Annotated in this window: 21 protein-coding genes and 1 riboswitch; of the genes, 3 read left to right on the forward strand and 18 right to left on the reverse strand. The window is 49.1% G+C overall.

Translation table 11 applies throughout. The annotated features are described in order from the left end of the window. Positions 1-400 precede the first annotated feature (400 nt). The 8 genes from BN162_RS15675 to BN162_RS15710 all read right to left on the reverse strand — a co-directional run bounded on the left by BN162_RS15675 (position 401) and on the right by BN162_RS15710 (position 6,847). On the reverse strand, positions 401-1,573 hold the full coding sequence (locus tag BN162_RS15675; RefSeq protein ID WP_020226072.1) for a phosphoribosylaminoimidazolecarboxamide formyltransferase: 1,173 nt from the start codon (positions 1,571-1,573) through the stop codon (positions 401-403). Between the two features lie 41 nt (positions 1,574-1,614). After that, positions 1,615-1,695: riboswitch (ZMP/ZTP riboswitch) on the reverse strand. 91 nt (positions 1,696-1,786) lie between these two features. Then, positions 1,787-2,362 (reverse strand): TetR/AcrR family transcriptional regulator C-terminal domain-containing protein, encoded by a 576-nt coding sequence (locus tag BN162_RS15680; protein ID WP_020226073.1) that lies wholly within the window; start codon positions 2,360-2,362, stop codon positions 1,787-1,789. Between the two features lie 10 nt (positions 2,363-2,372). Beyond that, on the reverse strand, positions 2,373-2,945 hold the full coding sequence (locus BN162_RS15685) for a manganese efflux pump MntP (RefSeq protein ID WP_020226074.1): 573 nt from the start codon (positions 2,943-2,945) through the stop codon (positions 2,373-2,375). 284 nt (positions 2,946-3,229) lie between these two features. Beyond that, positions 3,230-3,646: an Hsp20/alpha crystallin family protein gene (locus BN162_RS15690; RefSeq protein WP_040452389.1), complete on the reverse strand. Its 417-nt coding sequence runs from the start codon at positions 3,644-3,646 to the stop codon at positions 3,230-3,232. 69 nt (positions 3,647-3,715) lie between these two features. Continuing rightward, complete coding sequence (locus tag BN162_RS15695; RefSeq protein ID WP_020226076.1) at positions 3,716-4,135, reverse strand: Hsp20/alpha crystallin family protein; 420 nt, start codon at positions 4,133-4,135, stop codon at positions 3,716-3,718. A 131-nt stretch (positions 4,136-4,266) separates the two neighbouring features. Continuing rightward, complete coding sequence (locus BN162_RS15700; RefSeq protein ID WP_020226077.1) at positions 4,267-4,692, reverse strand: YdeI/OmpD-associated family protein; 426 nt, start codon at positions 4,690-4,692, stop codon at positions 4,267-4,269. Positions 4,693-4,811: 119 nt separating this feature from the next. Then, entirely contained in the window at positions 4,812-5,444 is a 633-nt protein-coding gene (locus BN162_RS15705; RefSeq protein ID WP_020226078.1) for a DUF2238 domain-containing protein, read from the reverse strand. Between the two features lie 29 nt (positions 5,445-5,473). Beyond that, on the reverse strand, positions 5,474-6,847 hold the full coding sequence (locus BN162_RS15710; RefSeq protein WP_020226079.1) for an MATE family efflux transporter: 1,374 nt from the start codon (positions 6,845-6,847) through the stop codon (positions 5,474-5,476). Between the two features lie 200 nt (positions 6,848-7,047). On the opposite strand from BN162_RS15710, the gene BN162_RS15715 reads away from it, so the two are divergent. Beyond that, positions 7,048-7,668, forward strand: coding sequence for a YigZ family protein (locus BN162_RS15715; protein WP_020226080.1), 621 nt, complete (start codon positions 7,048-7,050; stop codon positions 7,666-7,668). 176 nt (positions 7,669-7,844) lie between these two features. On the opposite strand, the gene BN162_RS15720 is transcribed toward BN162_RS15715, so the two are convergent. Beyond that, entirely contained in the window at positions 7,845-10,157 is a 2,313-nt protein-coding gene (locus BN162_RS15720) for an ATP-binding cassette domain-containing protein (RefSeq protein ID WP_020226081.1), read from the reverse strand. Between the two features lie 147 nt (positions 10,158-10,304). Between BN162_RS15720 and BN162_RS15725 the strand changes: the two genes are divergently transcribed. After that, a complete protein-coding gene (locus BN162_RS15725) occupies positions 10,305-11,168 on the forward strand; it encodes a helix-turn-helix domain-containing protein (RefSeq protein ID WP_020226082.1) in 864 nt (287 codons plus the stop codon). Positions 11,169-11,364: 196 nt separating this feature from the next. Here the strand turns inward: BN162_RS15725 and BN162_RS15730 are convergent, their stop codons facing one another. From BN162_RS15730 to BN162_RS15740, 3 genes are read right to left on the reverse strand one after another with little or no spacing between them, the layout of a single operon-like run. Continuing rightward, positions 11,365-11,811, reverse strand: a complete 447-nt coding sequence (locus BN162_RS15730; protein ID WP_020226083.1) for a hypothetical protein — start codon at positions 11,809-11,811, stop codon at positions 11,365-11,367. A 15-nt stretch (positions 11,812-11,826) separates the two neighbouring features. Further along, entirely contained in the window at positions 11,827-12,396 is a 570-nt protein-coding gene (locus BN162_RS15735; RefSeq protein ID WP_020226084.1) for a chromate transporter, read from the reverse strand. Then, positions 12,393-12,971: a chromate transporter gene (locus tag BN162_RS15740; RefSeq protein ID WP_020226085.1), complete on the reverse strand. Its 579-nt coding sequence runs from the start codon at positions 12,969-12,971 to the stop codon at positions 12,393-12,395. Before BN162_RS15740 ends, BN162_RS15735 begins: the two co-directional genes overlap by 4 nt. Before the next feature lie 106 nt (positions 12,972-13,077). On the opposite strand from BN162_RS15740, the gene BN162_RS15745 reads away from it, so the two are divergent. Continuing rightward, on the forward strand, positions 13,078-14,028 hold the full coding sequence (locus tag BN162_RS15745) for a LysR family transcriptional regulator (protein WP_020226086.1): 951 nt from the start codon (positions 13,078-13,080) through the stop codon (positions 14,026-14,028). A 222-nt stretch (positions 14,029-14,250) separates the two neighbouring features. Here the strand turns inward: BN162_RS15745 and BN162_RS15750 are convergent, their stop codons facing one another. The 6 genes from BN162_RS15750 to BN162_RS15780 all read right to left on the reverse strand — a co-directional run bounded on the left by BN162_RS15750 (position 14,251) and on the right by BN162_RS15780 (position 21,813). Beyond that, positions 14,251-15,492 (reverse strand): alpha-L-fucosidase, encoded by a 1,242-nt coding sequence (locus tag BN162_RS15750; protein ID WP_020226087.1) that lies wholly within the window; start codon positions 15,490-15,492, stop codon positions 14,251-14,253. Positions 15,493-15,522: 30 nt separating this feature from the next. Next, a complete protein-coding gene (locus BN162_RS15755) occupies positions 15,523-16,308 on the reverse strand; it encodes a sulfite exporter TauE/SafE family protein (RefSeq protein ID WP_020226088.1) in 786 nt (261 codons plus the stop codon). 441 nt (positions 16,309-16,749) lie between these two features. Continuing rightward, complete coding sequence (locus BN162_RS15760; protein ID WP_040452406.1) at positions 16,750-17,880, reverse strand: toxic anion resistance protein; 1,131 nt, start codon at positions 17,878-17,880, stop codon at positions 16,750-16,752. Positions 17,881-18,135: 255 nt separating this feature from the next. Continuing rightward, entirely contained in the window at positions 18,136-20,259 is a 2,124-nt protein-coding gene (locus tag BN162_RS15770) for an AAA family ATPase (RefSeq protein WP_020226091.1), read from the reverse strand. A gap of 10 nt (positions 20,260-20,269) precedes the next feature. Next, on the reverse strand, positions 20,270-20,857 hold the full coding sequence (locus BN162_RS15775) for a hypothetical protein (protein ID WP_020226092.1): 588 nt from the start codon (positions 20,855-20,857) through the stop codon (positions 20,270-20,272). Between the two features lie 8 nt (positions 20,858-20,865). Further along, complete coding sequence (locus BN162_RS15780) at positions 20,866-21,813, reverse strand: 5-bromo-4-chloroindolyl phosphate hydrolysis family protein (protein ID WP_020226093.1); 948 nt, start codon at positions 21,811-21,813, stop codon at positions 20,866-20,868. Positions 21,814-21,995: the final 182 nt, after the last annotated feature.

A 21,995-nucleotide genomic window follows, 5' to 3' on the forward strand; every position in this document is an offset into this window, starting at 1 on the left:
TTTTTTTTGTCTGCTTTTTGCTTTCGTCCTGGACTGCGCGGGATTGAAATTCGTAACATCGCTTTATTTTCAGGCTTTTCACCCATTCCTTGATGACTTCATTTACGGTTCCTTCTGATTATGGTTTGTCTTTCTTGTTCTCCTTCCTGCGTTTCTTCCTGCCTCTGCGGATCTTCTTATAAAGCCTGTCTTTCTCTGTATCGATCTTCTCCCTTTCTGTTTTTCTTCCGTCAGACTCTCAAAGCAGCGCTTCTATAAAGAAAGGATATCCCTTTCCTCGGCCGCAAGTGAAACAGCCTTCTCATCGGAATATCCTTTCTCTTCATTTTTAGTTGTTGGCGATTCTTCTTTCTGTCTGAACCTCAGCACGCACGAATACTGACAGACAGAAAGAAGCGGCTTAATGATGGAACAGACGGACGCCGTTGAAAATCAGCACAATACCATATCGATTGCAGGTATCAATGACATGATCGTCGCGCACAGAACCGCCGGCTTCTACGATGTACGAAACGCCGCTCTTGCGAGCCCGTTCAATATTATCCCCAAATGGGAAGAACGCATCTGATGCCAGGGATACCCCGCTGACCGATGCCAGCCAAGCTTTCTTTTCTTCCGCACTCAGCACTTCCGGTTTTTCCGTGAAAGCCTCCTGCCAGCTGCCCTCCCGCAGCAAATCTTCCCATTCATCGGAAATATACACGTCGATCGCATTATCGCGGTCAGCTCTGCGGATCTTCTCTTTAAACGGCAGATTCAGCACTTTCGGATGCTGACGCAGATGCCAGATATCCGCCTTGTTACCGGCCATTCGTGTGCAGTGGATGCGGGATTGCTGGCCAGCGCCGATTCCGATCGCCTGACCGTCCTTCGCATAAACAACCGAATTGGACTGCGTATATTTAGCCGTAATCATCGCGATCAGCAGATCTCGTCTGGCCGCTTCCGGCAATTCTTTATTTTCCGATACGATGTTTTGAAGCAGACTCTCATCAATCTTCACATCATTGCGCTGCTGGTGAAAACGTACTCCGTAAACTTCTTTGCTTTCCATCGCTTTCGGCGTATAATTCGCATCCATCCGCAAGACAAGGTAGGTCCCCTTGCGTTTAGCCCGCAGAATTTCCAGCGCTTTCTCACTGTAGGAAGGAGCGATAACACCATCAGAAACTTCCTTTGACAGAAAACGGGCCGTGGTTTCATCACATTCTTCTGACAGGGCGGCGAAATCGCCGTAAGAAGACATGCGGTCTGCCCCGCGGGCGCGGATGTACGCACAGGCAATCGGCGAAAGCTCCGTGTCTTCACAGAAGTAGATTTTTTTCATGGTATCGTCCAACGGCAGGCCAATCGCGGCGCCGGCGGGAGATACATGCTTAAATGAAGCGGCGGCCGCCATTCCGGTTGCTTCTTTCAATTCTTTGACAAGCTGCCAAGCATTGAGGGCATCCAGCAAATTGATATACCCGGCACGGCCATTCAGTACCGTAAACGGCAGATCTCCCTCTTCAATGTCGACGCTGGCTGGTTTCTGGTTGGGATTGCATCCGTATTTCAGCTCATACTCTTTCATCTTTTTTCCTCCTTTTACGAAAAAAAGCCGCACTGCTGGTCCTTAATGGCCCAGACGGTCGGCTCTGTTCTGCATTAACTTCCCTGTGGTCAATTCCACTTCCGTCAGTCGGTTAACTGTTTAAAAATTATCACGCTTCCACTCCCCTGTCAAGCCTTCTTCCAGGAAGTTTTCCACATTTCAGACAGTTCGATTGTTTTCTCTCACGAAGGCTTACAAACCGCTGGCACTGCCTTGAGGCATATCGAGAAAATCAAAGACGGAACTGGTCAGAACGGCTCCATACTGCTTTAAAAATGTTTCACTGTCCATGTTTCGATTGCGGCACAGCCAATGACTGACCGTATAGCATAAACTGTTGCCGAAATAGCCGGCGAGTTCATCTTCGGTCATCGTTCCCAGCTTTTCAGTCCGACCGTAACGGCGGAACATCTCCGCAAATAACTGCTGAACGTTTTCTTCAAACAGATCCGAAAAGCTGTTCTGACCGGTGATCCGGAAAGCAATTTGATAAAATTCACGATTTTCCACGAACTTATCAAGCATGGCTTTGACGGCCTGCTGGAATTGCTTCTTTTCTATATAAGGAAGTGCTGTATCGACAGTATCCAGATAAATGATATAGCTCAAAGCTGCGTATTTATCTTCAAAATAATTATAAAACGTGGCGCGGATGACGCCGGTTTTATCGCAGATTTGCTTAATTGTGATCTTTTCAAAACTTTTCTGCAGCATGAGTTCTTTCAGGCTTTCTGCCAGAAAGCGTTTCATCATCCCCCGTTTTTCCATGATCTCCCCCCTAGCGCAGATGCGTCAGCACCTGGAAAAGAACCTTAAGGCTGATCAGAAAGAGAATCACGCTGCCGGCTGTAAAGATGGTCCGGCGATAGGCCAGACCTAAACGATAGCCAATCTGCTGTCCCAATTCCACGCAAGCCAGCGTTACCAATGTGGAAATTAAGCATACCTGAAAGGCATCTGCCTGCAGCAAGGTCATGCAGGTTCCCAACAGGAAAACATCAACACTGGTGATCAATCCCAGGAATAAGACTTTTTTGTAATTAAAACTGTCATCATGACGTTCTTCAAAGGCTTTTTGCCGAAAGGCCTGAATTAACAGGAAGCAGCCCAGGGCAAACAGGATCAGCGCCGCGATCACCTGATTGACATGCAGCACAAGCTGACTCTTGATCAGGGAACCGGCCAGCGATCCCAAGACGATCATCAGCAGGCTCGATCCGGCAAAGATAAAACTGTTAATCAGCGAGCGGCGGTGTTCCTGCGGATTCATCACGGCGCCCCGCGCCATCATAACCACAAAGCAATCCAGCGACAAAGCCAGGCAGGTGACTAGGATTTCGATTGTATTCACCTGATTTTCCCTCCTCTACGGTTTACAGTCCAAGTATAGCCGATGGTGACGGAGGAAGCGATAGACAATCATCAGATTCTGTCAATTCTTCCTTATAGAATAAGTGCTGTGCTTTCCCTTGTCTGATCCAACCGCAAATATCCGGCTGACGGCTGACTATAAGCGCGGCAGACTGATCCTCTGCCCTTGACCTTGGATATCATTTATTTCTGATTGGGTTCATTGCCAAACTGAACAAAGAAAAAACCAGCGGAATCCAGGATACCGCTGATTTAAAGATTAGATTATTCAATCATGATGGTCTTTTTCGTTTCCACTGCCGGCGCGTCTTTCTTCGGCAGAACAATCTTCAATTCACCGTTGTCATAGTGCGCTTTGATGTCTTCCGGCGTGATCGCTTCGCCGACATAGAAGCTGCGGGAGCAGGAGCCTTGGACACGTTCCTGACGGATCACATTGCCCTGATCGTCCTTTTCTTCTTTGTTGGTATTGCGAAGCGCGGATACGGTCAGATAGCCGTTTTCCAAATCCATCTTAATATCTTCTTTGTCATAGCCTGGCAGCTCAATATCCAGCAGATAGCTGCCGTCCTTCTCACGAATGTCGCAGCGCATTGCGGTGATCGCATTGCGATGGAGCAAAGGTTCATCAAACATGTCATCAAAGAAGTCGTCAAACATCATTCTTGGTAGTAATCTCATACATCACACCTCTTTCTGTTTTCAACTTATGCGATACTGCCTGATTTGAACTCTGATCGCTCAGAGAAGTTAATCAATGGAAATTGTTTTCTTGGTCTGCATGATCTGCGGGTCTTTTTTCGGTACGAAGACCTTCAGCTCACCATTTTCGTAACGAGCTTTAATGTCCTCGACGTTCATTTCTTCACCGATAAAGTAAGTCCGGGTGCAGCTGCCGCTGACACGTTCCTGACGCACCAGCTTGCCTTGTTCACTTCTTTCCTCGCTGCTTGCTGTGTGCGCGGCTGCGATGGTCAGATAGCCGTCTTCCAGCTCCATTTTGATTTCTTCCTTTTTAAATCCAGGAAGCTCAATATCCAGAAGATACCCATCTTCTCGTTCGCGAATATCGGTTTTCATGACAGCCGGGACAGTATTCTTTCTGAAAAATGGATCCTTAAGAACCTCGTCGGCCAAGCTGTCCATCCAGGTGTTCGGTACAAATCTCATCTTGAATCGCCTCTTTCTATCTGTCTTATTCCTGGCTTATTGGGTCTTTCCCAACTTGCAATTTTAGTATATCACATTCTTTAGCACTGTCAAGTAGTTAGTGCTAATTTTCTTCATTTAATTTCACAAGTTCACAAAGTGCGTCGTTCATAGAGCATCGCAACAATTTTGTCGATCCGCCGAATGCGCTGATCTTCCACCCCTTGTTCCGCATAATGAATAATACGCCCGCGCTGCTCCGGATCCAGCAGTTGAAAAAAATAACAGGCACTGCGGTTGGCTAAGAGTGCTTCCTGTAAGGCCTGCGGACATTCTGCCAAACTGTGACCGGATTCTGGTTCCAGCCACAGGTTGACCGTTTTGCCTTCGGTAAGCTCAGATTGTGAACAGACTTCCTCCGGAAGTTCCAGCGTCCAGATTTGTCCTTTTCTTTCTGCTTTCTGTTTAAACAGCTGAGTTTGAAGCATGATGATCAGCGGTCCTTCCGGCAGCGCCGCATCCGCCGCAAGCTCAAGATGGGGCTGGGGTGTATTGTGAATTATTCCTTCAATCTGCATCCTGATTTCCTCCTGGCCTCTAGTATGCCTCGGCGTTCTGAGATTTATTTTGCTTTTTTGTTTCCATTTCAGGATGAGCCGCGGATCTCTTAACGTGTATTTTTCAAAAAGAAAAGGCCTCAGCGGCCTTGCAGGTTGGTTTTATAAAACGTTTCAAGTGAATTCAGCAGCGGATCTTTTTTCCCTTTGCGTTCGCTGCGCGTTAGCAAAAACAGAAAGATCAAACCGCCTAAGAAGCAGACGATCATGTCGGTCATCGTATCGTAAACGCCCTGGGTATAGTGATTGATCGCGTCGATCTTGAGAAAAATCAGGCATCCGAATTCAAAGCATTCCCAGAGAAAGGCTATCATCATGTTGATTCCTTGAATGGATAAGCATTTTAAAAGATAATCACGCGGCGTGCTTTCCGTCCAGCTTTGTTTCAGCCAGCAATAGACCAGCGTGATCACCGCGCAGATCAGGATGCCGGAGCTGAAATGCAGCACTTTATCGAAGTAAGGAATGGCATAACCGTTCAGGGTATTGCCGATGATCATCGCCACAGCGATAAACAGCTGCGCCCAGAACAACAATCCCCAGGCCTGCCTGAGCTTGAGCAGCTTAACAACAAGCGGACCGATCAGCTGAACGCCGAAGGCCATGGCGAGATAGCCAAGCTTCGCATAGAGCTGATGCTGAAGCTGGAAAACCGTACTGTAAATCATCAAGACTGCGGAAGCGCCGTACAGGACATAACATGCTTTTTTCATTTTATCACCTTACTTTGGACTGTGTTTTTTCAGTATGCCCCATTTTCCCGGCGTTCTGCATTAAAACTACGTTGAATGGTTTTTAAAGCAATCGGAATAAAGATCACGGCCACCAGCACTTCAGCTGCCGGATAACAGAACCAGACGGCGCTCAATCCGCCGAGCTGGCCGAGAACCCAAGCCAGCGGAATGATGAAGACCAATTGGCGCAACAGCGACATGATCAAACTCATCAATCCTTTGCCTAACGCCTGAAACATCGTGGTCATGATGATGCTGCAGGCGGCCGGCAAGAAGCACAGCGCCAGAATTCTGAGTGCATAGCCGCCCAGCTTCAGCATCTGATCGGAGCCGTTAAACAGCTTCAAAAGCATTTCCGGCATTGTCCAGAACAGAACTGTGCCGGCTAACATGATCGCTACCGCCACGCCGAAGGATAAGACGAGCGTACGGGTAAACCGTTTTTCATCCCCCGCTCCGTAATTGTAGCCCAGAATCGGCATTGCGCCCTGATTTAACCCGAAAATCGGCATAAAAACAAACGATTGAAGTTTAAAATAGATTCCCAGCACCGCAACGGCCGTTGCGGAAAAGCTCATCAGAATGGCGTTCATGGCCGTTGTCGTGACCGAGCCGATCGCATTCATGACAAACGTTGGAATTCCAACGCGGTAAATATCCTTGGCTGCCTGCATTTGCGGATGGTGCCGCCAAGGGGCGATATCGACTTCATGAGTACCCACTTTTAAAACGATCAAAACGAAGATCATCGCCAGGATCTGGCCGATAACCGTCGCCACCGCCGCGCCTGCAACTCCCATTTTAGCAACGCCGAAGTAGCCGAAGATGAAAATCGGATCAAGAATAATATTGGTAATCGCGCCGATCAGCTGCGAAAGCATCGGCACGATCATGTTGCCCGTCGCCTGCAGCACCCGCGAACAGGTCATCTCAATCATCACGCCGGCTGAGAAAATCATGACGATCATCAAATACTGCGAACCCATCTCCAAGACCGCGGCATCATGGGTAAACAGACTGACAAAGGGTTTAGCCAGAAACAGTCCCACAAGCATGCACAGCGCCATGTTGATCAGCGACAGAACGATTCCGGTATTGGCCGCAATGTTGGCTTCCTCCCGGCGTTTTTCCCCTAAACGGCGGGCGATCAGGGCATTGGTGCCGACCCCGACGCCTAAAGCCAGGGCAATGATCAGCATTTGCAGCGGAAAGGCGATTGACACGGCAACCAGGGCATCCTCACTGACCTGGGCAACAAAGATACTGTCAACGACGTTGTATAACGACTGCACTAGCATGGAAAATATTGCCGGCACCGACATGCTGAAAAGCAGCTTGCCGACCGGCATCGTCCCCATTTTATCTGAATTGAATTTACTCATAAAATCCCTGCTTTCTAAAACTAATAGTCTTATTCTAGTTGAATTGAAGAATTTCTACAAGACCCAATTCAACAGGATTTTTAAACGTCGCCTGTGTTATCTTAGGAGGAATCAATTTCCACCTTCCTTATAATAAGAAAAGCCGTCAGGATTGTTTGGGATTGAAATTCATGATAAGATGAAAATCAAGAGGTGATCGCATGCGGCTGAAAGAGGATTTTCATCATTCCATCGTCATTGAACGATCGGAGTTTATCTGTTATCTGCACAAGTGTCTGGATGAAGTCCAGGCCAAGGAGTTCATTCAGCAAATCCGCAAGCTGCACCCGGAAGCCAATCATCATTGTTACGCCTACATCGCCGGGCAGCATAACGAACTGCAGCGTTCCAACGACGCGGGTGAGCCCAGCGGCACGGCCGGAGTCCCGATGCTGGAAGCGCTCAAGCTCAGCGGTCTGCAGGATTGCTGCGCCGTCACCGTGCGTTATTTTGGCGGAATCAAACTGGGAGCCGGCGGACTTGTCCGGGCTTATTCCCGTTCGGTCAGTGAAACCGTCAAGCTGGCGCCTAAGGTGGAAATGGTGCTGATGGATCGTTATACGCTGACGTTCTCCTATGATCTGATTGGCAAGCTGGATTATTTATTAAAGGATCAGGCCGATATCCTCACTAAGGATTATGGCGAACAAGTCGTCTATGAATTCTTAACCACCGATCCGACGGTGGCGGAAAAAGTCCAAGAGCTGACCAGCGGGCGTTTTCCATGCCAGTGGATAGCGCAGGAATGGGTCGAAAAAGAATGTCAGGTTAATAAAAGCTGAGCGACAAAAAGAAAGCGGTCGGGATTTCCCATCACGGGGTCCGGACTGTTTTTAGTCTTCCTTGTTTTCTGAATCGTTAAGGCTTAGGAAGCAAAGAAAGATTAAAAGGGATACGCTATCTCTTCCTTTGGGTCTGCTTTCCGATTACCGTTGTCCTTTCGCTGTCTTTCATCTCCTTATTTTAAAAGATCGGTACGGGCACAGGATCGCCTCAGACTCTCTGCCGTCAGCGTTTGGGCACTTCGAATCATCTCAGCCGGGGTGCCGGTAAACACCACTTCCCCGCCGTCTTTTCCGCCATCCGGCCCGATATCAATGATCCAGTCTGCCTGCTTGATCACATCCAGGTTATGTTCGATTACGATCAGGGTTCCGCCGCGATCTACGATCAGTTCAAAAAGCTTTAAGAGATTCTGAATATCCGAGCGGTGCAGGCCGGTTGTCGGCTCATCCATCACGAAAATTCCCCGGCGCTTTGCCAGATTTTTGGCCAGCTTGATTCGCTGCCGTTCTCCGCCGGACAGTGTGCTTAAAGGCTGTCCCAACGTTAAATATCCCAAGTCGACCTGTTCCATCACCCGTAAGTGCCGGCGGATCTTCGCTTCCTCAAAGACTGTCAAGGCTTCTGAAGCAGTCAGATTCAATAAATCAACAATATTCCTGCCTTTATAAGTACAGCTCAGCGCCTCCGAATTGTACCGCTGACCTGCGCAGGCTTCGCATTCCGTTATGATCGGATCCATGAACGCCAGCTCTGTGACGATAACCCCTTTCCCACCGCAGACTGGACAGGCTCCGGTGGAATTGAAGCTGAACAGGCTTTCTGACTGCCCGCTTTCCCGCGCCATCAGCCGGCGGATTTCATCAAAAAAGCCAAGATAGGAAGCGGGTGTAGAACGCTGCGTGGCTGTAATCGCACTTTGATCGATCATGATCACATCGTTTTCATACTGTCTGGCAAAGACCTGGGATATCAGCGTACTCTTTCCTGAACCGGCAACTCCGGTCACCACCGTCATGATCCCCAACGGGATATCCACGTCGACTTTTTTCAGATTATGCAGCTGTGCACCGCGAATCGGCAGGCTTGTCTGAGCCTTGCGGAAACTTTGCTTAATCGGCAGCGTATGCCGCAGAGTCTGGCCGGTCAGCGTATCGGTTTGAAGCAGTTGGGAATAGCTGCCGGAAAAGACGATCTCGCCGCCTTTCTGGCCGGCCAGCGGGCCGACGTCAATAATGTGGTCGGCGATTGAAATCACATCTTCATCATGTTCGACAACAAGCACGGTATTGCCTTTATCGCGCAGCTGACAAAGCAGCCGGTTCATGCGGCCGACATCGCGGGGATGCATGCCGGTGCTGGGCTCGTCGAAGATATAAAGCAGGTTGGTTAAACTGCTTCCCATATAGCGGACCAATTTCAGTCGTTGTGCTTCCCCACCGGAAAGCGACAGCGTTTCGCGATTCAGATGCAGATAGGATAATCCGATTTCAATCAGCCGGTCCAGGCCTTCGGCCAGTGTCTGAACAATCATGCTTACAGTGGGGTCCGTGATTTCCATCAGCACGGCTTTGAGCTGCGGCAGCTCCATTTCGCTCATCTCCGCGATCGAATAGCCGTGAATCCTGCAGGCCAGCGTTGTCGGATTGAGCCGTTTTCCCCGACAGCTGGGGCATTCCGTTTCTTTGATCAGATGCTGGGATTTCTTCTGCGTGTGCTGACTTTTGTCGCTGAGATCCCGGTTCAGCAGGGTTTTGGTATATTGATGAACCAAGCCTGGAAACTTGGGATTTTCCGGTGTGCCGCTGCCGTCCCTGGATCCATAGAGCAGCAGATTGTACTCTTGGGCTGTATATTCCTGGATCGGCTTATCAAGATCAAACAGACCGGACTGAGCCAGCTGTTTCCAATACCAGGAGCCGGGACGATATAAGGAATCCTTCACACCGCCCTGATTTAGCGATAAAGCTGGATCAAGCAGAGAGGTTACATCCAGGCTTGTAACCTTGCCCAGACCGCTGCATGTCCGGCACATTCCATTAGGATCATTGAACGAAAAGCAGGAGGCCGATCCAGCATACGGCTTTCCAATCCGTGAAAACAACAGCCGCAGACTGGCATACAGACCGCTGATTGTGCCGACGGTGGAACGAATGTTTCCGCCTAAGGATGACTGATCGACAATCACCGAAGGCGATAAATTCTCAATCCGTTCGACCGCCGGCTTGGGGTATTTCGGCATTCTGGATCGGACAAAGGGCGGATAGGTCGCGTTCATCTGGCGCTGCGATTCAGCGGCAAGCGTATCAAAGACAATGCTTGATTTCCCAGAACCGGACACACCGGTGAACACCGTAATTTTCTCTTTGGGTATTCTGAAAGTGACATGTTTCAGATTGTTCTGCGTCAGTCCGTAAACCACGATATCGCGGTTCTCCGCCGCGGTTTCCAAAGTATTCTTTAATTCTGTTTTCGTCGTTTTTTCCATTCTTCGTCCTCCTGTGTTCACTGTGAAGTGTCTGCTTCTCAGCATATCAGAGCCGAAGCGTCCATTCTTGATCAATTTTGCTAAAATATGACGGATCATCGTGTCTTTGAGCCATGGTATAATGATAATATGGAAGGAGGCGGGTGCATGAAACCCATATCAATTTTAGAAAAGGCCGTTGAGTATATCGAAGCGCATTTATCCGATCCGATCAGTCTGAGCGATGTATCGCGGGAAACGGGTTATTCTTACTATCACATGACCCGCCTGTTTACCGCGGTTTCCGGTGAATCCGTGAATCGTTATATCCATCGCCGCCGGCTTTCTGTCGCGTCTGAGAAATTACTGCATTCGGATCAAAGAGTTCTCGACATCGCCCTGGAATGCGGCTTTCAGTCGGCTGAAGTTTTTAACCGAGCTTTCAAGGGACATTTTGGATGCACTCCCATCGAGTACCGCCGACGCGGTATCAGCCGGTTTGTCGAAGCCAAAGTGAAACTGCTTCCCGGCGATCTTGAACACATCGCTTTCAACGTTTCCCACACGCCGGAAATTGCAGAACGCGAAGCCGTTCAGCTTGGTGGTCTGCGCGGCACCACAGCCCTTTCCAACAACCAGATTTCTTCTCTCTGGGAACAATTTCTGCGTGAGTATCATTCTTTTTTCTCGACCTCGCCCATTGGATACAGTGTCTGTGAAACGTTGTCGACCACCTACACCCAGGAAGGCGACATTGCCTTTACGGTGTTGGTCGGCAGCCCGGTCAGCGCTTTGACTTCTCTGCCGCCAGGCTTGATCGCAAAAACGCTGAATGGGGGGAAATTTGCGGTCTTTACTCATCGGGGAGCTTTTCGTAATTTATATACGACTTATCTTTATATCTATGGAACTTGGCTGCCAAGCGCCAAAGCGGAGCTGGATGAACGGGAGGATTTTGAGGTTTACGCCCGGGAAGTAATTTCCTATGACGATCCGCAGAATGAGGTTAAATTGTTTATCCCCATAAAATAAAACTAAAGTTCACGCACAATTGTTTCGGCGGCGATCCTGCCGAGGAAACAGGCTTTTTCCGTCCTCTTTATCCTGGATCGCTGTGCCTGCCGATTTTTCCTGCGGTTATGCCGGAGTCGTTATTGAATAAACTTAGAAAAACAAATTAATATAAAAAGGAACTCCCATTCTTATCCAGAATGAGGGTTCTTTTGAATTATACAAGCATGATGTCCTTCTCTTCAATCATTCGGCTGAATACCAGCATGAGAAAGGCTGCCAGCAGCGGATCTGATTCTTCCATCTCAATCTGATTGGGCTGCAGATGGCCGATCACATGCCCGGCTTTTTCAATCTGACAGCGAACGCCCCGGCAGCAGAGCTGACCGATAAAATCACCGAAGCGAATCTCTGCCTGTTCATAGACCGGCGGACGCAGTGCCCAGATCCCGTCTTCCTTGCCATTCCAGATCAGGTTTCCTTCACCCAGCGGCGCCAGCTTCAAAGAAATCGAATGCGCCTGTCTTTCAACCTGAACGCTGTACGTTTTTCCCTGATACTCAATCAGCGGCATCTGTGCCTCCAATGTTAAAATGACGGCAGTCTGTTTTTTCTCATCCTTGAGTATTCTCTGTTTCCCATGCTTTGTCACATTCCACTTCATCCCTATTTTCCTCCTTTATCCCCAGATATGGATGACTACGTTGAACACGCCGATCGAGGCCATGACCCAAATCGGATTCAATTTGAATTTCCGTAAGGCGATCAATGCCGCGGCAAACAAGCCCACCGACAACAAGTCAATCTGCGACCAGGACAATCCCGCGGCGCCTTCTTTCAGCAGCGCCAATTTGCACAGGCTGATTCCAGCTCCGGCAATCAGGGCTACGACAACCGGCCGCAGACCGGACAGAATTCCCTGCATGACGGACAATTCGCGGTATTTATAATAAACCCAGGCCAGGGTCAGCACGATGATGCAGGAAGGAAGCACGCAGCCGATTGTGGCAATGATGGCTCCCGGCAGGCCGGCGACCTGAGTGCCGACGAATGTGGCTGAGTTGATCGCAATCGGACCCGGCGTCATTTCAGCGATCGTGATGATATCCGCAAACTGCGTCATCGTCAGCCAGCCATGAATCGCAACCACCTGATTTTGGATCAGCGGCATCGCGGCATACCCGCCGCCGATACTGAACAGACCGATCTGGAAGAAGCTCCAGAATAGCTTAAAGAAGATTTCAATCATCCGATGCGCTCCTTTCTGGCCTTTTCACGGCTCATCGTATTCACAGTCCCAATCGCGCCGCAGACGACGATCAGAATGAGAATGTTGACCTTAAAGACGCTATTGGCAATCAGCGCCAGAATCATGACGACAATGCCGACTCGATTTCTTTCCACGATCAGTCCCTTGATCATATTGAAGACGACATCGACAATGACCGCGGCAACGGCCGCCTGCATCCCGCGCATCGCAAAGCTGACGACGGCGCTGCTGCGGAAGGCATCATAACAATACGAGATGATGGTCAAAATGATCAGCGGGGGCAGTACCGTCGCCAGAATGTTGACTAGAGCGCCGACAATCCCTTTGAGCCGATAACCGATAATAATTGAACCATTGACCGCAATCGCTCCCGGCGAGCTCTGCGCAATCGCGACCAGATCCATCATTTCCTTCTCTTCCACCCAATGCAGCTCATCAACGAACTTCTTTTTCATTAACGGGACGATGACAAAGCCGCCGCCGAAAGTGAACATGCTGAGGGTGAAGGTTGAGGTAAACATTTTAATAAGACTGACTTCCTGTTTTTTATCCATTTCTCTTTCCCTTTCCTTCCACCCCATTATAGTGCTTGCCCAATTATATGAATAATATTATAATTAAATATATTTCATATTGTTTTTAATATATAAGGAGGTTTTTATGACCCTGCGTCACATGCGTATTTTTGTTGAAGTCTGCCGCACGATGAACATTACCCGCGCCGCGGAAAATCTTTACCTGTCGCAGCCGGCTGTCAGCCTGGCCATCAGCGAGCTGGAGGATTATTACGGTATCGCGCTGTTCGACCGGATTGGAAGGCGAATTTACATTACGGAAGCAGGCAAGAACTTTCTGAGCTATGCCCAGCACATCACCGCTACCTTTGATGAGATGGAAACCGGAATTAAAAACTGGGATTATTTCGGAACGCTGCGCGTGGGTGCCAGTATTTCTCTGGGTATTCGGCTGCTTCCGCAGATTGTTAAAGCGTTTTCTCAATCCTTTCCCGGCATTAAAATTCCGGTGATTGTCAACAGTTCAGAAACCATTGAAGCCAAAATTCTGAATAATGAAATAGACATCGCTTTATGCGAAGGTCTGATTCATTCACCGGATATCATCACCGAACCGTTTTATGAAGACCGGCTTGTCGTCCTCTGCGGCGCTCATCATCCGCTGGCCAAAAAGGATCGGCTTACGCTGGAGGATATTGTTCGTGAACCGTTGTTGATGCGGGAATTGGGCAGCGGCACCCGGGAGATTTTTGAAAACTTTATGACAGCGCATCAAATCCAGGTCGAGCCGTTATGGCAGAGTTCCTCAACCCGGGCCATCGTCAGCGCCGTGGAAGCCAATATCGGGATTTCCGTTCTGCCTTATGAACTGGTAAAAGATGATATTCTGCAGGGGGAAGTCCAGCTGCTTCAAATTCCGGATATGGCTTTCCGGCGAACCTGCCACCTGGTTTACCATCGTTCCAAATATCTGACCCGTTCTGCCCAGGCCTTCTTAAAGCAATGTCATCTCAGTGCCGGATTGTTATCCCAACAGCGTCAACAGGAGCTGCAGGCAGCGGAACAGGAACGCCGCCGACGGGCTGCCGGACAATGAGGGACTGCAGCAAAGCTGAGGATCACTCACCAACAGGATTTCGTTGTTAAAGCGCTGATTTTATGACATGGAATGCGCCTGAAAATTGAAGCACAGAAAAAGGAACAGCTCCTTTACGTTATCCATCCGTAATGAGGCTGTTCCTCTTTTATTGATTAAGATTGAAACAAGTTTCACTTCACCGCTTCCTTTTAAGCAGCGGTGTTGGATCTTCCTGGCTGATTATTCAAAATCAACCTTGGCGACGCGCACAATCCAATGCGTTCCATAAGGGAAGCCCACGGCCCGATAGCTGCATTGATCGCCGTTCTGACTGAACAACAGTTCTTCATCATTATCCAGCCAGTGAATCGCTTTGACCTTGCGGGTTAAGCCCAACAGTGCATGATCTTCATCGGTGCTTTCATAGGCCGCTACGACATCCTTCGGCCCCAATAACGGCAGATCATGAACATAGACGTAAGCGCAGCCGTCCTTCTCCAGCACAAAGTCCTTCTCATGACTGCAGCGGATCGGACTGACCTGACCGTCATACAGCGAATCCTTCGCCATCGCCGTCCACTGACCGATCACTTCCAGCAGCGCCTCGGTCATCTTGGTCACGCCGCCCTGGCCGGTAAGACCGATGTTCAGCAGATAATTCGCTCCGACCTTGCGGGCATGGCACAGCCGTTCGATCATCTGCCGCGGGCTCTTGTAATCCAGATCATGCTCAGCGATTCCCCAATGCCGGTTCATCGTCTGGCACATTTCAGCGGTCACATACTTCGGCATGCCTTCCCGATTCATCGGAGAAGCCTGTCCCTGTTCAAAGGTGACACTGTCAATTTCCGGATGACCGGTCTTTCCCTGCTGGGATAATCCGGTGTTGTTGATAATCATCGCTTCCGGCTGCAGCCGCCGGATCATGCCGTAGAACTCATCCAGCTTCCAGTCCGCATCCCGTTTAGACCAGTTGCCGTCAAACCACAGCCCTCCGATCTTACCGTAATGCGTGCAGAGAATTTCCACCGACTTGGACAGATATTCTAAATAGGCGTCAAAATCCTGATCAAAATCCGGGTGCACCCAATCCAGCGTCGTGTGATAGAGCATCGGAAGAATATCCTCTTCCCGGCACGCCTCCACAAACTCCTTCACTAGATCCCGGCCGCATGGGGTATGCATGACATCATAATCGGTCAGACCACGGGTATCATACAGGGAAAAACCATCGTGATGCCGGGTGGTCAGCGTGATGTATTTCATGCCGGCTTGCTTAGCCAGCGCGACAATTTGTCTGGCGTCGAAATCTTCCGCTGTGAAGTTTTTGAATAACTCCGTGTATTTTTCATTGGAAATATGATGCAGATTCATCGTCCATTCCCCCTGAGCCAGCTGTGAATACAGCCCCCAGTGGATAAACATACCGAAACCGCGTTGTTCAAACTGGGCGATATACGGTGCAGGTACAGGAATACTCATTGTAGAATCCTCTCTTTCTTTATCTCTATTTTATCCAAAAAAACCGCGGTAAGCGTTGAAACAGCTGAGCAGAAGCAGACAAGCCATGGTGGCGATATAGACTTTTTCCACCTGCCGGTTATCCAGCCGATTGTTCAGCCACGTTCCAAGATAGCCGCCGATGACCGAAGCCACGCAGATAAACAAAATCGGCGACATATCATACGCTGTAAACTGGTTGGCGATATACACCTGGGACAGCTTTGAAATCTGTGAAAAGAAAATGGTCGCGATCGAATAGACAACGCATTCCTTCATATCAAAGGAAAAGAAGATGGTCAACAGCGCAATGTTCATCGGACCGCCGCCGATGCCCAAAAAGACCGAAATAACCCCAAGAACGAAACCCAGCAGCGTAATCACTGCCTTATTTTTGACGCGGTAGGTCTTGATCTTCGATTTATTCAGCGTGTAGATCAGGATGCAGACCAGCGTAACCGCCAATAAAATTGCCTGGATTCCCTTCACCGTCCCCTGGGAAGAGAACTGCTGATTGACTAAATTAAACACACTTTCCCCGGCGAATCCGCCCAGAATGGATCCCAATGAAATCATGACGACTGTCAGGACATCAAACCGGGAACCGTGCCGCAGCTGCTTAATGATGGAAACAATGCACATCGTGAAGACCGCGATCGATGAATACACCCCAATTGTTGCCGCATCATGATATCCCAGCATATCAAAACAAGGTTTAATAATTACACCGCCGCCCAAACCGGCGATCGCTCCGATGGTCGTCGCGCACAGAACGACGATAGAATAAATCCAAACCATAAAAATCCTCCCTTATTCCGCTGCTTCTTTTTCGTCTGCAGCGTGTTTCCTCTCCGTTTGCTCACAGTGATTCATAGTACCGTAATTAAGCTTGAAAAGCAATCTCAATTCCTGCTTTAATCTTACTTTTATATTATATCATAGATGTTCGGCATCCACTGTAAAACTCTTGTGAAAGAATGTTTTTTGCCAAAGATTGAGCTCCTAAATCAGAAAGCAGCGTATAATTCCTCTATTTTACAGAAACGCAAACAACCTGTTTTTTCATGGCTGCAGCTTCGATGACCGCTGGGAACTGCACAAAAATCGCCTAAGACAGAGGCTGCGGAGAAGGCTGACAAAAAGGAAGCCTTAGCTTCATGCTTATGCATACGCCAAGCGCTTCCTGTTTTTTATTCCGTCTTTCTTTTACCAATGAGATCTCAGCACAGAACTGTTGTTTTAACGATTGATTTCCAGCAGTTTCTGATTGAGTTCTTTTTCGATCTTGCGCAGTTCAGCTTCCGCTTCAATCCGCTTCTGGCGGCCTTCCTTCTGAATCTGAGCGACTTCATCCAGCGTCGAGATCAGCGCTTCGTTAGTATGCTGCAGCGTTTCGATATCCACGATGCCGCGCTCGGATTCCTTGGCCGTTTCAATCGTGGCCATCTTTAATGTATCGGCATTCTTTTTCAGCAGCTGGTTGGTCATTTCATTGACCTCACGCTGAGCTTCCATCGCCTGCTTGGAGTGATTCAGCCCCAGTGCCAGCACCATCTGACTTTTCCACAGCGGGATCGTATTGACCAGCGTCGACTGGATTTTTTCCGTCATCAGAGTGTCATTGTTCTGAACCAGACGAATCTGCGGAGCCATCTGCAGCGCAACGGTGCGCGTCAGTTCCAGATCATGAATCTTCTTCTCAAACCGGTCGCAGGCATTAGCCAAATCATTGGCCTTCTGTGCGTCTTCCGGCAGTCCGCTGCGCTTGGCTGCCTCAATCATCTTCGGCAGGTCCTGACTGCGAACTTCCTGCAGCTTCTTTTTCCCTGCCAGAATATACATGGTCAGCTCTTTGAAATGAACCATGTTCTTTTCATACAGCTGATCCAGCAGGGCAATATCGCGCATCAGCGTAATCTGATGATCTTCCAGCGCTTTGGAAATCTTGTTGACATTCAGTTCCGCCTTATCATAGCGAGCTTTCATCTTTTCCATCTTGTTCGTCGTTTTCTTAAACATGCCGAACAAGCCTTTTTCTTCTTCTTCATCCGCCGAGAAGCCTTTCAGCTCACCGACCAGATCCGCCATCATTTCACCGACTTCACCGAGATCTTTCGTTCTGACATTCTGCAGGGCAGAATCGGAGAAATCCGCAATTTTCTTCTGGGCTTCAGCGCCGTACTGCAATACGGTTGTGGATGATGTCACGTCGATCTGCTTGGAAAAGTCATCGACCATTTTCTGTTCTTCCGGGCTTAATTTGACTTCCTGCTGCTGATCCGCAGTCTTTAACTGCGGCGCTGGTTCCGCAATAGTTTCTTCTTCTGAAATCTGGGGATTCAGCGTCAGCGTAATTTTCTCTTCAGCCATGATCATTATTCCTCTTTTCTATCCATTGAATTCGTTTACCTCTTTAATCTTAGACGGTCGCTTTCCGCTTGTCAAGAAACTCCCGAGTCTGGTCAGCGATGAATTTTGTTTGCACGCACCGCTTTCTGCTTTGATGCTCCTGAATCAGCGGAACAGTGTGGTTATCTTCCTCGGAAAGCTTCCATTCATTTGCAAGAAAAGGAAAAGCTGCTGGTTAGTAAGCCTTCCCGGCAGCTTTATTGATCTTCAGTAAATTTAGTCCTGCAGCTCAAGGTCAAAATCTTCCCGCAGCAGCAGATCCATCCGTGCTTTCGGATCGTTCAAAATCCGGCGGGATTGATTCAGAATGGCTTTTTCTACAGTATTGCGGGCTAAACGGCCGTTGCCGCTGCGAGCGGCGGAGTTCATCTGAACCGCGTTGAAATAAATCGTTAAATCGTTCAGACAGCCCTCGTCGATGACGTAGTCTTTCCCCTGCGCCAGTGAAACGGCGATCTGCGTCAGTTCGCTGCCGGTATAGTCGGCGAAGTTCAGAATATTGGGGAACCGCGACTTCAATCCGGAATTCGCATTCAGGAAGTCTTCCATTTCCCGGCTGTAGCCAGCCAGAATGACAATCAGATCATCGCGGTGATCTTCCATGCCCTTCACTAACGTGTCGACAGCCTCCAGACCGAAGCTGTCATCCTTGCCGCGGACTAATGAATACGCTTCATCAATAAACAGCACGCCGCCCAAAGCCGATTCAATAATCTGCTGGGTCAGCGGTGCGGTATGGCCGACATAACGGCCGACTAAATCACTGCGGCTGACCTCGATCAGCTGCCCCTGCGACAACAAGCCTAGGGCCTTAAACAGCCGGGCAACCAAGCGGGCCATCGTCGTCTTGCCCGTTCCGGGATTGCCGGTAAAGATCATATGGCGGGACAGCGGCGCGGCTTTCAAGCCTTGTTTCTGCCGCAGTTGGGTGACTTTGTAATGTTCTTCCATGGATTTTAACGTATCTTTGACTTCCTGCAGGCCGACAATCGCATCCATTTCTTTACGAATGGCTTCAAGATCATCCTTTTCCAGCCGGATTAAATCAGAAATCGCCAGCGGTTGACCGTGAGCTTCAAAAATCCATTCCTTTTCCACTTTGATATGAACCTCATGGAGCGGTTCCGATTGTTTCAGACACAGCTCGTTTAAAGCGGCATTCAGCTGCCGGATATCTTTTTCCAAGGCCAAAGCTCCGGTTGACGTTTCCAAGACTGCCAGCCGTTTCCTAGCCGCATCCGCCTCAAAGGTCAAAGTGATGTTGAGCTGTCTGGCAGCGTTGAGCATCGTTTCCTCTAACCGCCGCTGAAAGAGCGTCAGGAGAACTTCCTGGCTTAGCGGCTGCGATGAAGGCTGATCTAAAATCACTTCCGTCATGGAATTCGGGAAATTCTGCATCAGCGTCTTGCGTGAAGCCGTTAGGAAAACAATGTATTTATCTGTCAATTTCAGCGTTGACACCGTCTGGGTGACCAATGAGCTGTTGGCTTCCACCAGCTGTTTTCCTTTATTTAAGACATATCGTTTATTCAAAGTCACTTCTTCATTCTGACACAGCTTCATCAGCTGATTGAGAAACGGCGGATACATTGCTTCCGCCTGTTCAATGACAATCACTTCGGCTTCGGCGCAGGAAGCCGCGTACATATCCTGAATGAAGACTTTTTCCTGATCACTTCCGGCATAATGCGAGCCGTTGATCGTCACCGTGTCCGCACTGGTCAGCCAGTGTTTTTCAGCCAGGGTTTGGATCATCGTCGACAGCGCCAGGTGCCGGCCGCTGCCAACCGGGCCGCTGATGACAAAGACATTGCGCAGCACGCCTTCCGGCTGACCGCTGGCGAAAGGACGAAAGAACGCTCGGGCCAAATCGCTCAGAAAGACTTCCTGGCCCAACACAACCGCGCCCGTCTGTTCTGCGGCTTCCCGCATTCCTGTCAGCACTGCCTGCAGATCCTGAGCCTGACGTTTCTCCTTGTTCTCAATATCGACCTGAATCCCGAAATCTTTCTGAACTTCGGCCTGCAGCTTCGCAAAATCCTGATCGCTGAAGCCTAAATCCTGCGACTGTTCGCGCAGCGCTTCCGATTGTTTCTGAATTTCTTCGCCTTGCCGCAGCAGAATGGCATTGAGCTGATCCATCGCGTTTTCAGTCGAACGCAGCGTATCCTCCGCCTTTTTCTGATGGGCCTGCGCCTGATCCAGTCCGGTCCGCAGCTCCGTTTGGTTTTTCTGAACCTGCTCAAGATAGTCTTCCGCCGACACCGTATTCAAACGATGTCCGCGAAACATTGAATTCATCAGCTGTTCAAGATCCTTTTTTTCATTTTCTTTTGACATGCCTTATCCTCTAATAGACTTTCAGCGCTGCCGCCAGCCGATCGCCGATTTCTTCCATCATCAGATCGCGGGACTCTTTCAGCGCGCGGGCCACAAGCTTTAATCCATCGTAATAGCCTTCGTCGTATTTATTGCCGCGCTGACGGTTATTCTGTTGATAATACTTGCGGATTTCCTCATCCACAATTTTCTCATACATCATCATGTCATTCTGATTGATGGCCATTCTGCGCAGATAACGCTGTATCGCATCCTGATGCCCATCGCGGTAATAGCCCCGCTGACGCGGCGGATAAACGACATTTTCCAGCATTTCCCGAACGTATTCATAACGGGTGCGGTAGCTTCCGTGACGGCGGTGAACCGCCGCGGCAACCGGACGCTTGCGGGTCCGGCTATTGCCGCTGAGTCCTTCCTGAATCTCACCGCTGATCAGATCGCTCATCGTATCATAACCCTGCTTGCGGGCTTCTTCATTAATGGTATCCCGCACCATCTGTCCGAAATCGGCAAGATTGGTGTTCATAAAATCTTTGTCATTAAAATGTTTGTCAAACAAATCATCCAAATAATCAGTATTTTTTTGTTTCTGGCTCATTGCTTCACCTACTTTCTGACGCCTGAAAGCGTGCCTTCCTGGACCAATCCATCCTTCTTCAGCAGGGCTTCCAGAGTTGTCATATCTGCGGACAAACTCATCAAATCATCCTCGGCCATCGTCGCGCTGATCGTTTTCATCGCTTCATTGATCAGAATGATCGTCTTATTCAGACGATCCTCCGCTTCGTGGAAATCCTCATGATTGGCGGCAGACTGGCCGATGTTTTTGTAATTTTCCAGAATATCCAGCAAAATCGGCAGATAGTATTGATAAAGCTTATCCAGCTTATCTTTATTCTCAGGAAATTTTTCCTCGGCAATCGCCAGGTGTTTCAGCAAGGCGCAGGTCTGATAAAGTCCATTGGTAATCGATTCATTGGCGATTTCGGTATTCAGCGCGTTAATTTTTTCAATGCAGGCTTCCGCCCGATCCAACTCTGGCTGCTGCGGTTCCGGCTGGGCCGGTACCGGCTCTTCCGCCTGCACCGTTTCCGGTTTTACTTTCGGCTTTGGTGTTTCCTCGGTTTGCGGCTGTTTGGCAAATTCAACCAACAGGCGCAGAACTTCGTTATACAGCCGCGGGTAGCGTTCTCCAAACTCATCCAGTGTTCCAATGCAGTCGTCCTCTTTTAACAGAATCAGATTCCGCAGTCCGGTATATTCCGCCTTTTCCGGACGCAGGCTGATTTCTTCCAAAAGCGGCAGTTTTTCATGCGTGCGGAAATAACGGCCCAGCGCTTCATTGACCAGATCACTCTGACGGCCGGACAGCCGCGTACGGCTCTGTCCTGACGAAGACCGGCGGCGAATTGTCTGCCGCTCATTATTATTCTTCGTTACCGATTTATAAATTATAAAAAAGATGATAAGCGGAAAAAGCAGGCCGCTGAACATCCCGCCAAATCCAAATATCATCATAAAAAACAGCACCGGAAAGATCCAGGAATTTCTCATTTTGTCCCCCTTGCATGAGTTCTGAAGTTTCTTTCTGATAAGAACTCGCGTTAATTATATCACAGTTAAGAGGGCATTAAAACGTGCTTTACCGACTTATTTTAAAGTGAATTTTTACTATGAAATGAAAATTATGAAACTGCGGTGAGAAAATCGGAAAACAGCGTCGGCAAATTAAATCC

Source organism: Holdemania massiliensis AP2, from assembly GCF_000327285.1.
GTDB classification, from domain to species: Bacteria; Bacillota_I; Bacilli_A; order Erysipelotrichales; family Erysipelotrichaceae; genus Holdemania; species Holdemania massiliensis.

Excerpts from the sequence above, each read along its gene's own strand:
- BN162_RS15675 (WP_020226072.1), bottom strand. The coding sequence starts at position 1,573 with ATGAAAGAGTATGAGCTGAAATACGGATGCAATCCCAACCAGAAACCA.
- BN162_RS15680 (WP_020226073.1), bottom strand. The coding sequence starts at position 2,362 with ATGGAAAAACGGGGGATGATGAAACGCTTTCTGGCAGAAAGCCTGAAA.
- BN162_RS15690 (WP_040452389.1), bottom strand. The coding sequence starts at position 3,646 with ATGAGATTACTACCAAGAATGATGTTTGACGACTTCTTTGATGACATG.
- BN162_RS15695 (WP_020226076.1), bottom strand. The coding sequence starts at position 4,135 with ATGAGATTTGTACCGAACACCTGGATGGACAGCTTGGCCGACGAGGTT.
- BN162_RS15700 (WP_020226077.1), bottom strand. The coding sequence starts at position 4,692 with ATGCAGATTGAAGGAATAATTCACAATACACCCCAGCCCCATCTTGAG.
- BN162_RS15705 (WP_020226078.1), bottom strand. The coding sequence starts at position 5,444 with ATGAAAAAAGCATGTTATGTCCTGTACGGCGCTTCCGCAGTCTTGATG.
- BN162_RS15710 (WP_020226079.1), bottom strand. The coding sequence starts at position 6,847 with ATGAGTAAATTCAATTCAGATAAAATGGGGACGATGCCGGTCGGCAAG.
- BN162_RS15715 (WP_020226080.1), top strand. The coding sequence starts at position 7,048 with ATGCGGCTGAAAGAGGATTTTCATCATTCCATCGTCATTGAACGATCG.
- BN162_RS15720 (WP_020226081.1), bottom strand. The coding sequence starts at position 10,157 with ATGGAAAAAACGACGAAAACAGAATTAAAGAATACTTTGGAAACCGCG.
- BN162_RS15725 (WP_020226082.1), top strand. The coding sequence starts at position 10,305 with ATGAAACCCATATCAATTTTAGAAAAGGCCGTTGAGTATATCGAAGCG.
- BN162_RS15730 (WP_020226083.1), bottom strand. The coding sequence starts at position 11,811 with ATGAAGTGGAATGTGACAAAGCATGGGAAACAGAGAATACTCAAGGAT.
- BN162_RS15735 (WP_020226084.1), bottom strand. The coding sequence starts at position 12,396 with ATGATTGAAATCTTCTTTAAGCTATTCTGGAGCTTCTTCCAGATCGGT.
- BN162_RS15740 (WP_020226085.1), bottom strand. The coding sequence starts at position 12,971 with ATGGATAAAAAACAGGAAGTCAGTCTTATTAAAATGTTTACCTCAACC.
- BN162_RS15745 (WP_020226086.1), top strand. The coding sequence starts at position 13,078 with ATGACCCTGCGTCACATGCGTATTTTTGTTGAAGTCTGCCGCACGATG.
- BN162_RS15750 (WP_020226087.1), bottom strand. The coding sequence starts at position 15,492 with ATGAGTATTCCTGTACCTGCACCGTATATCGCCCAGTTTGAACAACGC.
- BN162_RS15755 (WP_020226088.1), bottom strand. The coding sequence starts at position 16,308 with ATGGTTTGGATTTATTCTATCGTCGTTCTGTGCGCGACGACCATCGGA.
- BN162_RS15760 (WP_040452406.1), bottom strand. The coding sequence starts at position 17,880 with ATGGCTGAAGAGAAAATTACGCTGACGCTGAATCCCCAGATTTCAGAA.
- BN162_RS15770 (WP_020226091.1), bottom strand. The coding sequence starts at position 20,259 with ATGTCAAAAGAAAATGAAAAAAAGGATCTTGAACAGCTGATGAATTCA.
- BN162_RS15775 (WP_020226092.1), bottom strand. The coding sequence starts at position 20,857 with ATGAGCCAGAAACAAAAAAATACTGATTATTTGGATGATTTGTTTGAC.
- BN162_RS15780 (WP_020226093.1), bottom strand. The coding sequence starts at position 21,813 with ATGAGAAATTCCTGGATCTTTCCGGTGCTGTTTTTTATGATGATATTT.